This window comes from Flavobacterium mekongense, assembly GCF_047038255.1.
Classification (GTDB): Bacteria; Bacteroidota; Bacteroidia; order Flavobacteriales; family Flavobacteriaceae; genus Flavobacterium; species Flavobacterium mekongense.
Window position 1 is genome coordinate 1,256,299 of record NZ_CP174374.1, and the last position, 14,309, is coordinate 1,270,607.

The 14,309-nt window shown below is 38.7% G+C and carries 10 protein-coding genes and 1 tRNA gene; 5 read left to right on the forward strand and 6 right to left on the reverse strand.

The genetic code is table 11. From position 1 onward, the window contains the following. Positions 1 to 17 precede the first annotated feature (17 nt). Positions 18 to 3,848, reverse strand: a complete 3,831-nt coding sequence (gene porU, locus ACJG85_RS05295) for a type IX secretion system sortase PorU (RefSeq protein WP_412477097.1) — start codon at positions 3,846 to 3,848, stop codon at positions 18 to 20. Between the two features lie 205 nt (positions 3,849 to 4,053). On the opposite strand from porU, the gene gldJ reads away from it, so the two are divergent. Beyond that, a complete protein-coding gene (gene gldJ / locus ACJG85_RS05300; protein WP_409680323.1) occupies positions 4,054 to 5,778 on the forward strand; it encodes a gliding motility lipoprotein GldJ in 1,725 nt (574 codons plus the stop codon). A 66-nt stretch (positions 5,779 to 5,844) separates the two neighbouring features. Continuing rightward, positions 5,845 to 7,128 carry a UDP-N-acetylmuramoyl-tripeptide--D-alanyl-D-alanine ligase gene (locus ACJG85_RS05305; RefSeq protein ID WP_412465076.1) on the forward strand — a complete coding sequence of 428 codons (1,284 nt, stop codon included), beginning with the start codon at positions 5,845 to 5,847 and terminating at the stop codon, positions 7,126 to 7,128. A gap of 99 nt (positions 7,129 to 7,227) precedes the next feature. On the opposite strand, the gene ACJG85_RS05310 is transcribed toward ACJG85_RS05305, so the two are convergent. Together ACJG85_RS05310 and ACJG85_RS05315 are read right to left on the reverse strand one after the other, a co-directional pair. Beyond that, positions 7,228 to 7,305, reverse strand: a tRNA-Val gene (locus ACJG85_RS05310). Between the two features lie 68 nt (positions 7,306 to 7,373). After that, complete coding sequence (locus ACJG85_RS05315) at positions 7,374 to 8,594, reverse strand: bifunctional folylpolyglutamate synthase/dihydrofolate synthase (protein WP_412477098.1); 1,221 nt, start codon at positions 8,592 to 8,594, stop codon at positions 7,374 to 7,376. A 128-nt stretch (positions 8,595 to 8,722) separates the two neighbouring features. Between ACJG85_RS05315 and ACJG85_RS05320 the strand changes: the two genes are divergently transcribed. Both ACJG85_RS05320 and ACJG85_RS05325 read left to right on the forward strand, forming a co-directional pair. After that, positions 8,723 to 9,436, forward strand: a complete 714-nt coding sequence (locus ACJG85_RS05320; protein ID WP_409680343.1) for a MotA/TolQ/ExbB proton channel family protein — start codon at positions 8,723 to 8,725, stop codon at positions 9,434 to 9,436. After that, on the forward strand, positions 9,417 to 9,812 hold the full coding sequence (locus ACJG85_RS05325; protein ID WP_290875544.1) for an ExbD/TolR family protein: 396 nt from the start codon (positions 9,417 to 9,419) through the stop codon (positions 9,810 to 9,812). The genes ACJG85_RS05320 and ACJG85_RS05325 overlap by 20 nt, the downstream gene beginning before the upstream one ends. A 150-nt stretch (positions 9,813 to 9,962) precedes the next feature. Here ACJG85_RS05325 and ACJG85_RS05330 read toward each other — a convergent pair whose 3' ends face one another. Together ACJG85_RS05330 and ACJG85_RS05335 are read right to left on the reverse strand one after the other, a co-directional pair. Then, positions 9,963 to 10,856: an energy transducer TonB gene (locus tag ACJG85_RS05330; protein WP_412477099.1), complete on the reverse strand. Its 894-nt coding sequence runs from the start codon at positions 10,854 to 10,856 to the stop codon at positions 9,963 to 9,965. Positions 10,857 to 10,930: 74 nt separating this feature from the next. Next, positions 10,931 to 12,157, reverse strand: coding sequence for a Glu/Leu/Phe/Val dehydrogenase dimerization domain-containing protein (locus tag ACJG85_RS05335; RefSeq protein WP_412465080.1), 1,227 nt, complete (start codon positions 12,155 to 12,157; stop codon positions 10,931 to 10,933). Between the two features lie 207 nt (positions 12,158 to 12,364). On the opposite strand from ACJG85_RS05335, the gene ACJG85_RS05340 reads away from it, so the two are divergent. Further along, a complete protein-coding gene (locus tag ACJG85_RS05340; protein WP_412477100.1) occupies positions 12,365 to 13,165 on the forward strand; it encodes a hypothetical protein in 801 nt (266 codons plus the stop codon). Here ACJG85_RS05340 and ACJG85_RS05345 read toward each other — a convergent pair. Further along, positions 13,153 to 14,220, reverse strand: coding sequence for an anhydro-N-acetylmuramic acid kinase (locus ACJG85_RS05345; RefSeq protein WP_412477101.1), 1,068 nt, complete (start codon positions 14,218 to 14,220; stop codon positions 13,153 to 13,155). The two genes, ACJG85_RS05340 and ACJG85_RS05345, sit on opposite strands and share 13 nt — an antisense overlap. Positions 14,221 to 14,309 lie beyond the last annotated feature (89 nt).

The following is a 14,309-nucleotide window of genomic DNA, read 5'->3' on the forward strand; positions in this document are numbered from 1 at the left end:
ACAAATATAGTATTTTCCTAAAGGATAACAAGTTTTTCTATTTTTTCTGCTTTTTTATTCGTTAAAGTAGATTTTACAGTCAGCTTGTAGATGTAAACACCTTTCCCGATTCGGTCGCCAAAATCGTCTTTTCCGTCCCAAGTAATTTCTCTTGATAGAAAGCCATCGGTGGTAACGGTTTGGTTTTTGGTCCATACAATTTTTCCGGTGATGGTCATGACCTGAACTTGTACTTCCAAAGGTTCGAAAGGTCTGTTGTGTGAGAACCAAAATTCGGTGTAGTTAACAAAAGGATTCGGGTAATTCAATACATTGTCTAAAGCAATTGTTTCTTCTCCCATCACTACAAATTGGATTTCAGCGGTGATTGGATTGTTATAAACGTCCCATGCTTTAAAAGTTATGGTATGCAGTCCCGGCGCTAAGTTTCTGAAAGGGAAATAGACCCTTCCTTTGGTGTAATCATCTAATTCCGTTTCATAGTAATCGTTCATAATGTAGGGCTTACTTTCATCTCCGTCTAAAATACCTATAATATCATGTCCGATACCACTTGCAGTGTTGATACCGTTTTCATCTTCTAATAAAGCCAACAAGAAAGGGGATTCGTTAGTGATGCCGCCATTCACAAAGGTTTCATCATTCATATATAAACGAACTCTTGGGCCAATATTGTCTGCGGTAGCATTTGGGTTAATACCGCCAATTTTAATATCGGTATTGTAACCTGTTTTGTCAAATAAAATTTGATTACGCTTGGTATAGAAACTGATTTTTCCGTTTCCTACCGGAATTCTGATGTCTCTGGGAACTACAAAACCAAATTCGAATCGACCGTTGTTTATAGAGGCATTCCCCCTGAAAATGGTTTCGCCTAAGTTGGTGAAATTAATAGAAGGACTGTTTCCGTCATTGTTCAAGGTTGCTCGGGTAATATTTTTGTCGAAAATATTTACAGAGAGTTCGCCGTTGTATGTTGGTAATAAGTTGTTGTTTTCATCCAATACTTCTCCGGCGATTTTAACATAAGCTAAGGATTGAAAATCGTCAATCGGACCCGTAATCGGCATATCGTTTACTTTAGTCAATACCACTTTCGGTTTAGGAATAGCCAGCATCAAGGCGGGATCACCTAAGTAAAACACTACATTAGTAGCAGTATTTGGGTTTTCGTTCTTAGCCAATCGAAGTGCTTCGGCTATCGAAGTGTATTCATTGCTGCCATATGAGAAAAGGTATTTTGCAATCCTGTCGTTGAAAATCTCAGCGGGTATTTGTCCGATAGAACGAACGGTTGTTATCATCGAGATGGCGCCACCGCGTGGATTCCAATAAGTGTATTCGCCTGCGGTTGGTCGGTAAGGGTTGTCAAATCGGGAAAAATCACAGGTGATGGTGATAAACAATGGATATTTGTATCGGTTTAACAGGTTTTCGCCATCGGATTTCTCCCAAATTCTTTCGCCAGAGAGACCGTCTTCTCCGCCGTGCCCCAGATAATTAAAAACCAAAGCGCCTTTTTCAAAGGCAGCAAAAATTTCTTCTCTAGCTTTCGGGTAGCGTTTTCCTCCGGCAGAAGTTTCTTGTTGATAAGAGTCGAGTAAAACTTTTTTGAAATTGATAAAAGGCTTTTCAGTAACTATAGCGTCTGTTAAGTTGTTTTGTTTGGTTTGCAGGGTTGCATCCGCCGTTTTATCGGAGTCATCAGCGATGGCTACATAATTGTTTCGCCAACTGCCGTATGATTTGATGTCGTGGTACTCTATGACTTTGTTCACCATTTCTTCGGCTTGTTGGGTAGTGCTCACAATCATCCTTCCTACGGCAATGTCAATACCGTCGAAGAAAAAGTTGGTGTTGCCTTCATCGGCATCCATACATACATAAAAATCATCCGAGGAAAAAGAAGATTCGGTTTCGGTATAACTGTTTAAGGCATGATAAATGGGTACTATGTTGGTGTTGTTAGCTACTCGGTCTTTAAAATCGTAGGAACCATCGCCAAAAATATTGAGGTATTTTACCCTTTTACTCGCGTCTGATGCATTGAAATAAACATATTTAACAAAATTTCGAATGGCGGCTATGTCTTGTTTTCCCGAAGAGAATTCTTGGTAGATGTTTTCCAAATTCACCACCTTTACATTTAAATTAGCATAGTTTCTGTGAAAGTTGGCTAACTTTTCTGCTTGGGCATTCAAAAATTTAGGCGTGACAATCAGATAATCGACATCTTGAAATTGCCCTTGTGCATTGGTAAAAACCGTCCCTTTTAAATTTTGGTTGTCCACTTTCGATTTTGATTCTCTTGAAGGAGTTAAGAAGTCGGAGTTGTCAACCGCTATGTACTTTCTGGTTTCGCCCAAATTGGCTTTGAACGAGATAAGGTTCTGCTGACCGCTGTTGTCAATCTTGGTTGTGTTATAAATGTCGGTTATGTCCCAAACTTGTCCAATACCTGCAGCATTGGTTATTTGATATTCGGCTACGCCCGATAAAGATTGGGCTTGATCATATTGAAAGCGGAATTGCTTTCCGATGCCGGTGAGTTCTCTTTTGGCTTTTACGGCTATGTAGTCGAGATATCCTTTGGCACTGGGAACGCCACCATTATCATAAGTTACTTTGATGGTAACATTGTCTCCGGTTACATTAACACTGTTTTCCAGAGTATTGTCGTAAGCTTCCCAACCGCTGTTTACCCCAAGAGCATTTATCCCCAGATTGCCTACTAATTGGTTGTTGGCTTCGATTTTAAAATTGGTTTGATTAAAAGCGGAAGCGGCTACATGTACTTTGACTTCAATAGGGCTGGAGGCTACAAGATTTGGGAATTCGAAATCGAACTCCTGCTCGTTGTCAATGCCAAATTGTTCTCCAAACCAAACCCTTCCCAATTTGGCTATATTAACTTCGTCGGTTTCGTGAAATTGATAATCGTCAAAATTGGTAATCACAGTAGCAGCAGTGGTGGTAGGTTGATTGTAATCGACTATTCTCTTTCCGTTATCACCCGATGCAGTTACATAATAATAAGCTTTGTCTGCGTATAAATTCAGATGCGTTTTATTTTCTTCGTTCCAATTGTCCAGACCTTCGGCATAAAAGAGTATGTAATCCTGGTTGTCAAAAACACCATCACTCTCACCCACAAATTGGATTGCGTTCTCTTCAATATCCATCGGATAGGCAGTGCCGTTTAAAAGTGGAGCCATTCTACCGCCATGGCCATAAATTTTTATTCTTCTGGGATCAACATTCGTTTCCATGCCCAGACTTTGAAGAAAGCTTTTACTGATTTTATAAACACCTGATTTTTGAATATAAAAACGATACCAATTTCCGGTGGCTAAAACCGAATTTTCGATACTGTTTACATTATTAAAGACTGCTGCATTTCGATTGGTGTTAGTGTTCTGAATAGCATAAGTGAAGGAAAGTAATTTTTTATAGGAGTTGCCTTCCTTGATGATAGGAGTGATGCTGATTTGTGCGTAGTTAATGTTGCGAGCTTTACTGTTTTTAATGGTGTACTTGAAGCTTGAAGGGATGTTTTTTGTGTTCAGGTCGCCTAATTGTGCTTCGCTTATTGGTTCAAAAACAAGGTTGCTGAGTTGTAAACTGTTTTCAGAAACCGCAGAGTTCAACTTTATTCGTAGATTGAATTTTAAAGTTTGGGTGTAGTTATCATACAGAAAATTATCAGGATTGAACTGAGGAATAGTGAAACTGTAATCTCCGTAAGAGAAAGCTTTTTTTTCTGTCCAGTTCAATACAGCGTTGCCTTGCTCTTGAGAGTTGCCCAAATAAGCAGTTAACAAAAGTAGTGCGGTGATAATCTTTTTCATAGTCAACAATAAACGCAAATTTCAGCAAAATTGTATAAAAAAGTAAAAAAATATTTTTTTTAAGTCAAAATACAATAAAACTATTATTTTTGCGTTGTATATGAAACTCGCGGGAATGGGCGGGTTTTAGTATTAATTTAAAAAAGTTGTTGCAATATAAAGGTTAATTATTATATTGCGCCTCTAAAATTTACCTACTAAAAATATGAAAGTAAACAAAATTATTGCTGTAAAATTATTGCTATCCTTAGTGATAATGATTGGTTTTACCAGTTGTAGTAAAAAATCCGACTCTAAAGGCGGCTCAAGAGCTACCGGATGGAAAATCAACGACAAGAAAGGTGGTTTTCAGTATGCTTCTAAGTTCAAGAAGCAGGCTACAGGTCCAGGTTTAGTTTTAGTGGAAGGAGGAACATTTACTATGGGTAAAGTTCAGGATGACGTGATGCACGATTGGAATAATACCCCTAATCAGCAGCACGTAATGTCATTCTATATGGATGAGACCGAAGTAACCAATATGATGTATATGGAATACCTTGATTGGTTGAAAAGAGTTTTTCCTCCGGATCAAGAAAATTACAAAAATATATATGAAGGTGCTTCTCCGGATACTTTAGTTTGGAGAAATCGTTTAGGTTACAACGAAACAATGACTAACAACTACTTAAGACATCCGGCTTATGCTGAGTATCCTGTGGTAGGAGTTAATTGGATTCAGGCTACTGAATTTGCCAAATGGAGAACGGATCGTGTAAACGAAAAAATCTTAGAAGAGCAGAGATACTTGAAAAAAGATGCTAAGGTAACAGATGCATCTGCTGATAAAGTATTCAGTACAGAAGCTTATTTGGCTTCGCCTTCAACAGCTATGGGTGGTGATGAGAAAATTGTTTTGAAAAGAGGTCAGAAAGCCGCTTCAAGCAAAAAAGGAAGTGCTGCTCCAGCTGCCGGTTCCACCAATACTCAAGGAAATAGTCCCAAAAACGTTTATGCACAAAGATCTTCCGGTTTGATTTTACCGGAGTACAGATTGCCAACAGAAGCTGAGTGGGAATATGCTGCCGCTGCTGATGTAGGTCAAAGAGAGTACAATACTTATAAAGGTCAAAAGAAATACCCTTGGTCTGGTGCTTACACCCGTTCAGGAAAAAGACAAGTTAGAGGTGATCAATTGGCTAACTTCAAGCAAGGTAAAGGAGATTACGGCGGAATTGCAGGTTGGTCAGACGACGGTGCTGATATTACCAATAAAGTTAAATCGTATCCGCCAAATGATTTCGGTTTGTATGATATGGCCGGAAACGTTGCAGAATGGGTTGCAGACGTTTACAGACCTATAGTGGATGATGAAGCGAATGACTTTAACTACTACAGAGGTAACGTTTATATGAAAAACAAAATCGGTGAAGACGGCAAAGTAGAATTGGTTACAGGTGAAACCCAACAGTTTGATACTTTGTCTAACGGTAAAATTGTTTCAAGAAACTTCCCTGGGCAAATTGCACAAGTACCTGTTGATGATAAAGAAACTTATCTAAGACAAAACTTTGACAAATCTGACAATCGTAACTACCGTGACGGAGACAGACAATCTTCAAGATACTTTAAGTTTGGCTCTGAGGAAGGTGACGATAAAGGTAAGTTAAGAGACGATCAAAGAATGTACGATTCTCCTAAGCACAATGTTGCTACAGATAGTTTAGGAAATATGATCAAAAAGTATGATAAGTCTAACAAAAGAACGACTTTGGTGAATGATGATGTAAGAGTTTACAAAGGAGGTTCTTGGAGAGACAGAGCTTATTGGTTAGATCCTGCTCAAAGAAGATACTTCCCGCAAGATATCGCTACAGATTACATCGGATTCAGATGTGCCATGTCGAGAGTAGGTCCTAAAGCCGACAAAAAGAAAAGACCTAGAAACTAATTATAGTTCCAAATAATACCAAAAAGCCCTATTTTTAAGGGCTTTTTTGTTTTAAAATATTTCCTTATGACCATTCAAGATATTCATGCCCTTTATTTACAAACCACCGGGATTGCCATCGACACCAGAAAGATTACTCAAGATTCATTTTTTGTAGCTATAAAAGGAGAACGTTTTGATGCTAATACCTTTGCTGCGGAAGCCTTAGAAAAAGGCGCTAAGTATGTTTTAATTGATAATAAAGCTTATTATATTGATTACAGGACAATATTGGTTCAAGACAGTTTAACGACATTACAGGAGTTGGCGACTTATCATCGACAATATTTAAAACTGCCCATCATTGCTTTGACCGGAAGTAACGGTAAAACGACCACCAAAGAATTGGTTAATGTAGTTTTAGCTAAAAAGTATCAAGTTAAGGCCACTGTTGGCAACTTGAACAATCATATTGGGGTGCCGTTAACTTTATTGTCATTCGACCAATCAACCCAAATCGGAATTGTGGAAATGGGCGCCAACCACCAAAAAGAAATTGAATTCTTGTGCAATATCGCGCAACCGGACTATGGTTTTATAACCAATTTCGGGAAAGCCCATTTGGAGGGATTCGGTGGAGTTGATGGGGTGATTAAAGGCAAAAGCGAGATGTACACTTTTTTGGCAAAGGATAATAAAACTGCTTTTGTAAATTTAGATGATGCTTTGCAAAATGAAAAAACGGCTCATTTAAACAGAATTACTTTTAGCCGCACTAATGCTGATGCAGATGTTTATATTGATTCCGTGACTGCCAATCCTTTTGTAAAGGTTACGGCTTTTGGAACTGAAATTACATCTCATTTAATTGGTTTGTACAATGCAACCAATATTTGTGTCGCAATTACCATCGGTCATTTCTTCAAAGTGCCTATAGAAGATATTAAGGAGGCTATCGAATCCTATGTGCCCGAGAACAATCGCTCTCAGTTGATGGTCAAGAATACCAATGAAATCATTTTAGATGCCTACAATGCCAATCCAAGCAGTATGAAGGTTGCTTTGGAGAATTTCATCCAATTAGATAAGCCCGATAAAATAGTAGTTATAGGGGATATGTATGAGCTTGGTCAGGAAAGTATGAATGAGCACAAAAGTATAGTTGATTTTTTGAGTACTAATGAGGCTTTGACTTGTTATTTTGTCGGTAAAGATTTTTATGCTAACCAAAGGCTGAAAGACAATTTTTTCTTTTACGAAACTTTTGATGAATTTGCCAAAACGTTATCAGCTTTGCATTGGCAAAACAAAACCATTTTGATTAAGGGCTCAAGAGGAATGGCGCTCGAAAGAACACTTGAATTGATATAATCTAAAGCCACTCTTCGGAGTGGTTTTTTTATGCTCGTAAGTTAAGAGGATTAAGGCAAAAAAAAAATTCCACTTAAAAAAGTGGAATTTTAAAAACGGTGGTGGGCGATGAGGGATTCGAACCCCCGACCCTCTCGGTGTAAACGAGATGCTCTGAACCAGCTGAGCTAATCGCCCGTTTAGTGCTTGATTGCGGTGCAAATATAGGGCAGTTTTTTGATTCTGCAAATTAAAATCGAAAAAAATTACAAAATTTCTGCCACAACAAAAGTGCTGCCGCCAACATAGATAAAATCGTCAACCGCTGCATTTTTTCTACTGTTCTCGTAAGCTTCTGAAACAGAATTGTATATTGCGCCATTAAGTCCGAATGTGGCGGCCTTTTCTTGTAAAACGGTTGCTTCCAATCCGCGAGAAATATTAGGCTTACAAAAATAATATTTAGCATTTTTCGGCAATAAAGTCAAAATATCATCCAATTTTTTGTCGTTTACAACGCCCAAAACAAAGTGCAACTGGTTGTATTTTTCTTTTTTTAGCTGGTTCATCACCACTTTTAGTCCGTGTGCATTGTGAGCTGTATCACAAATAATTTTCGGATTAGCACCTAATTGTTGCCAGCGACCTTGCAAATGTGTGTTGGTAATCACATTCAGGAAGCCGTTTTTAATATCATCTTCTGAAACCTTCAACAATTGTTTTTCCTGTAAGACCCGCAAAGTTTGTATGACGGTTTTTTTATTGTGATACTGATAATCACCCAATAAACCACAAGGGTAATCTTCTTTTACCAAATCACAGGCGAAGTATATTGCTGATTGTGTTTGATTGGCTTTTGTCACAAATACCGGTTTTGTTTGCGTTAGGTATTCGCCAATCACTACAGGAATGTTGTTTTTTATAATCCCCGCTTTTTCAAAAGCTATGGCTTCTAAAGTATTGCCTAAAAATTGGGTGTGGTCTAGTCCGATGTTGGTAATTACGGAAATCAAAGGTGTAATGATGTTGGTCGAGTCCAATCGGCCACCCATACCTACTTCAATAACCGCAATGTCGATGTTTTCGTTGGCAAAATACTCAAAAGCCAAACCTACACTCATCTCGAAAAAACTCAAGTTATGCGTTTCAAAAAAGGGTTTGTTTTTGGTAATGAATTCCACTACGTAAGCCTCCGAAATCGGTTCGCCATTAATGGTAATTCGCTCTCGATAATCTTTTAAGTGAGGCGAAGTGTAAAGGCCTACTTTATAACCCGCTTCCATCAAGACCGAAGCTAATAGGTGAGAAGTAGAGCCTTTTCCGTTAGTGCCGCCTACGTGTATACATTTCAACTGTTTTTCGGGATGACCTAAATGCTCAGCCAACAAGACTGTATTAGTAATGTCTTTTCGATAAGCGGTTGCTCCCTGCGTTTGATACATCGGCAGTTTGTTAAACATCCATTCCAAGGTTTCCTGGTAGTTCATAATTTCGGGAAAATATTTTTTTGATATACTTTTTTAATTTTTTTTTCGTTGTATATTGTGATGCCGATACGGTCAATACAAATTTGAAACTATTTTCAGAATTAACAGCCCAAAATTAAACAAATATGATCAGTACATTTTTACAGTTGCAAGTGGACAGTTTAGCTCAGAATATGCCAACTGCCAATACTGCGAATCCCGCTTTAACTAATGAAGTTTCGGTGTTAGAATTCCTTTTCAAAGGTGGTCTTTTTTTAATCCCTATTGCCATCTTGCTTTTCTACACTTTGTATGTCATTTTCGAGCGTTATATGTACATCCAAAAAGCGGCTAAAATCGACAATCATTTGATGGCCGATATTCGCAATCATTTGAATAATGCTAACATCGAGTTGGCTGTAAATGCTGCAGAAAGAAGTGGCAATGCGCAAGGCAATGTCATCAAAGAAGGTGTGCTGACCATCGGTCGTCACATCAACGAAATAGAATCCAATATGGAACGCGCCGCCAACATCGAAATTGGCTACATGGAAAAACGCCTTGGCCAACTCGGATTAATCGCTGGGATTGCGCCAACGTTAGGATTTATCGGAACCATTTCCGGGGTAATCAAAATCTTCTATAGTATTTCAGTAACCGAAGACATCAGTATCGGAAACATCTCCGGTGGTTTATACGAAAAAATGATTAGTAGTGGTGCCGGATTGATTGTTGGAATCATTGCTTACGCCGCTTATCACTTATTCAACGGACGTATCGATAGCTTCGCCTTGTCGATCCAAAAACAAGTATTAGAATTTGTCAACATAATCCAAAGACCTAATGGCCATAAAGCGAAATAAACGATTCCACGCAGAAGTCGCCACCTCGTCCTTGAGCGACATTATGTTTTTCTTGTTGTTGTTTTTCCTCATCATTTCCACCTTGGCCAATCCCAATGTGATTCGAATGACCTTGCCTAAGTCGCAAACCAACGAAAAAACCAACAAGCAATTAATTACGCTCTCTGTTACCGAACAGAAAGAGTTTTTTATCGACAAAGAACAAGTGGCATTCGAGCAATTGGAAACCACCTTGTTGTCTAAAATCGACCCTTCTAAGCAACAAACGGTTGTGATTAGAATTCCGTTCAATTTGCAAGTACAGGATTTGGTAGATGTACTTCAAATTGGCGTTAGAAACAAACTGAAATTCGTCATCGCTACGAGTCCGAAATAGTTTCAGAATCAGGAGCAGCACATTGTCATTTCTTACCACAGTCGTCCTGCTATCCGTTCTATCTTTTAAAAAAAAATCTCCACCCGAAAAGGTGGAGATTTTTTTTTAAAAGGATGCCACTGCTATCAGGGCTATGTTTCCCGTTTTGTCTTAATTCAGACTAAACGTATAAATGATTTTTCCAACCTGTTTTTCCGGCGCATTACTATCGGCTTGCCATTTCGTGTTTTGAGCGGCTATACGCGCTTGGTCAAGCAAACATTTAGCCGTATTGGTCGTACCTTGTACACCGGCAATTACACTAACAGTGTTGCCGTTTCGGTCAACCGTTACTTGTACAGCTACTCGGCCTTGTTCTTGGCAAGTATAATCCGGTTGTGGTTTGCTCAATGCTTTTCTGTTGCCTAACGAATAACCTGAACCGCTACCGTTTCCGCCGCCACTGCCGCTACCACTGCCGGAGCCGCTACCCGAACCGTTCCCGGTTCCGTTGCCACTGCCGTTTCCGCCACCCGAACCTGTTCCGCTACCGTTTCCATAATAACCGCTGGAGTTTAAATTCCCGCCGGCATTGCCTTTATTGCCGCTTTTGGTATCGTTGCCATCGCCACCTTTGTTGCCTAACAAACTCGACAAAGCGTCATTCGCATTTTTAGAGACTTTCGGTTTTTCTGGTGTAGGTTTGATGTCTTTTTTCGGTGCCACCGGTGTAGGTGTTTTTTTAATATCCTTTTTCGGAATGGCTACGTTGGTTTCGTTATCGTCGCTTTCATCTGCAATCACATCATCTTCAGGCGAAGCTGCTGTTGGGGTAACTTTAGTTTGGTCTTTAACATTAAGGACTTCGCTTTTGTAATTGTCGCCCATCCCGTAATCGCTGTCGCCAAAGTTCATTTCGATGCCACCGCCGCCACCGCCGCCCATAATTTTCATATCGGCCGGAGGCCAAAAGCGCAAAAAGAATAACAACAACAGTAAAATAGCATACACTAAAGTAGTGATGGCTAAAGATTTTTTATCGTTATCTGATATTTCAAAACTCATTTTATCCTGTGTTAGTTTACTTTATAACGCTTAAAGATACTAAATATTGTGTTATTCGTTTCGTTAACGAAATATTAAACCAATTGTTTCAAAGCAATTTCAAAAGCCGTAGCACTAATATGCTTTTTATCCGAATGCAAATCGTGTGCTTTTTCCAAGGCTTTTTTGATGGTTTCTGAGATGTCGTAGAAAATGGCTTCGTCTGTCATTTGTACTTTTTTCTCCATAAAGTAAGCAAAAACACGCGCCATACCACAATTGGAAATGAAATCCGGAATCAAACTCACTTTGCTGTCGGTTTCTTCCATAATCGGACCAAAGAAAATTTCTTTATCGGCAAAAGGCACATTCGCACCACAAGAAATCACTTCCAATCCGGAAGCAATCATGGTGTCAACTTGGTCTTTGGTTACCAAACGAGAGGCTGCGCAAGGGGCAAAAATTTCGGCACCCAATTTCCAAATGCTGTCATTGATTTCGGCAAACGGAATCATGTTTTGTGCTACCAATTTGTTGCCGTCTTTGTTCAAGAATAACATTTTTATCTCTTCAAAAGAAAATCCGTCTTCTTTAATCACACCACCGTCGCGGTCAATAATACCCACCACTTTAGCACCCATATCAGCCAAATAAAAAGCAGCTGCCGAACCAACGTTTCCAAAACCTTGTACGATGGCTTTTTTGCCTTTCACATCGCCACCATATATATCGTAATAATGACGAACGGCTTCAGCTACACCATAACCGGTAATCATATCGGCTACTGTGTATTTACGCAATACATCAGGAGAGAATTTCGGGTTTTCAATCACTTTAATAACACCCTGACGCAATTGCCCGATACGGTTGATTTTATCGGCTTCGGTAGGTTTGAAGTGTCCGTTAAAAACACCTTCCTGCGGATGCCAAACGCCACATTCTTCGGTCATCGGAATTACTTCGTGGATTTCGTCTACATTCAAGTCGCCACCGGTACCGTAGTAGCTTTTCAATAGCGGAGAAACCGCTTTATACCAACGTTGCAAAACCCCTTTTTTACGCGGGTCATTCGGGTCGAAATTAATTCCGGATTTAGCACCACCAATCGCCGGACCTGACACTGAAAATTTCACTTCCATGGTTTTGGCCAACGACAACACTTCGTTCATGTCTAATCCTTTGCGCATACGAGTTCCGCCTCCGGCAGCACCACCGCGCAGGGAATTAATTACTGTCCATCCTTCGGCATCGGTTTCGTTGTCTTTCCAGTGGAATACTATTTCAGGTTGTTTGTTTTCGAATTTTTTTAATAAGTCTTTCATTGTGTTTAATCTGAGCTCACTTCAGATTCTTTTTTAGTTAGATTCAATTTTAGTTTGCGGTGCAAATATAGTAATTCTGTATGATGCGTTATAAGTTATGAGTTTATAAAAAACACTGTTGAAGAAGTGATTTTTTAAAATAAACACCGAAAAATATTACATTTTGATCTCGGATAATGATATATTTGCCAAATAAATACTTTTATAATGAAGAATATATTAATTGCCGCTTTATTTTTTACAGTTCTTTTTTCAATGTCATCTTGTAGTTCTGAGGATAGTAGAACCGATATTGATCCATTAAATGGTCCTAAAATAAGTAGTGTTACTGAAAAAATTTACTATGATGGAAGCCTTGATAGCGAAAAGAACTTCAATTTCAATTATGAAAATGGTATTTTGACGAATATAGTTTCAGGGACTACCAGATTGGATTTTAGTTTCGCAGAGGATAAAATTACGGATATAAAAATTTACAATAATAATGTTTTACAGCGCACTTCGAATTTTACCTATTCCGGAGATTTGCTGATGTCAGTTGTTAATGATGCTGATGAAAAAACGGACTATACCTATACTGCAAACAAACTGCAAAATATATCCGGTTTTTATTTAGATAACGATGTGTGGATTCAGCATATGTTGAAAGCTTACACTTTCAATAGTGAATCCAATATTCAGCAAATAGTAAAAACAAATTATTTTGGTTCAGTTACATCAACATTTAAATCTACTTATGAATTTGATGACTTTAATAATCCGTTTAAAAATATGAATCAGTATTTGAGATTATTTCTCAATTTTGAATCCATGGACATCATCAGTAAAAATAATATTTCAGCACAGTATTCCTATTCTTCGGTTGGTTCAACCACACCAATATTGTCTCATAACTATGTCATTGTTTACAATTCTGAGAATTATCCGATTTCAATAAAAAAATACGCTGTAGAAAACAATGTAAATACAGAATTAATCTCTGAAGTAAATATCAGTTATACAGAATAAACTTTTCCGCTACTATGGTCTTTCTTCGCACCTGTAACACTACTCAAAACATTAGTTTCTTTTCGCAATTTTAAAACGCCCAGTAATCCAAATATTAAGGCTTCTTTATATTCCAAGGTTTTGGGATCGGGTACCACTATGGTCATTTCAGTCAAGTAATTTTGCATACATTCCAACAAAAAAGTATTGTAAGCGCCGCCGCCTGTTACCAGTAATTTGCCTTTTCTTTCCGGCAAAGCGTAAGCAGTTTGTTTGGCGATGTGTTTGATAAACGTGTGCATTTTGTCCTCAATTGGAAGGTCGTAACTTTCCATCAAAGGCAACACGATGGTTTTGACAAATTCAAAGCCCAACGATTTCGGATACGGTTTTTGATAGTACGATAAGTTGTCTAATTCTTCCAAAAGCGCAATATCGGTTTCGCCGCTGCGTGCTATTTCGCCTTTATCGTCATACGGTAAGCCGAGTTGATTCGCATAAAAATTCAATACGGTATTCACCGGCGAAATGTCAAATGCTATGCGCTTTCCGTCTTGTTCAAAAGAGATGTTGGAAAATCCGCCTAAATTCAGGCAATAGTCGTATTCGGCAAATAAAATTCGGTCGCCAATCGGTACCAAAGGCGCACCTTGTCCGCCAAGCTTTACATCTTGTACCCGAAAATCACACACGATGGTTTCGCCGACAATTGTAGCAATCTCTTTTAGATTTCCTATCTGCAGTGTGAAACCGTTTTGTGGTTGGTGTAAAATAGTATGACCGTGACTGCAAACGGCATCGAGATTTTTGATGTTGTTTCGACGGATAAAGTCTTTGATAATGTTGCCCAAAAGCGCAGTATAATCGCGGTTGAGTTGTTGTAATTCTTTTTGGGTAAAATCAACAGCCGCTCGCAATTTGTTTAACCAATCTTCTGTATAAGGAATGGTTTCACTTTCCAGAATTTTGTAGTTCCATTTTCCCTTAATTACCGTGAAATGGATGTGCGCCAAATCGACGCCATCGAGCGAAGTACCCGACATGACGCCTATAACATTATAACTTTCTTTCAACATTGGCTAAATTTACGAAAACGTTTGAAATTGTAACTTTTATATCCTATTTTTGCTCACCAAAATTAAAGAAACAACAAACAATAATCGTT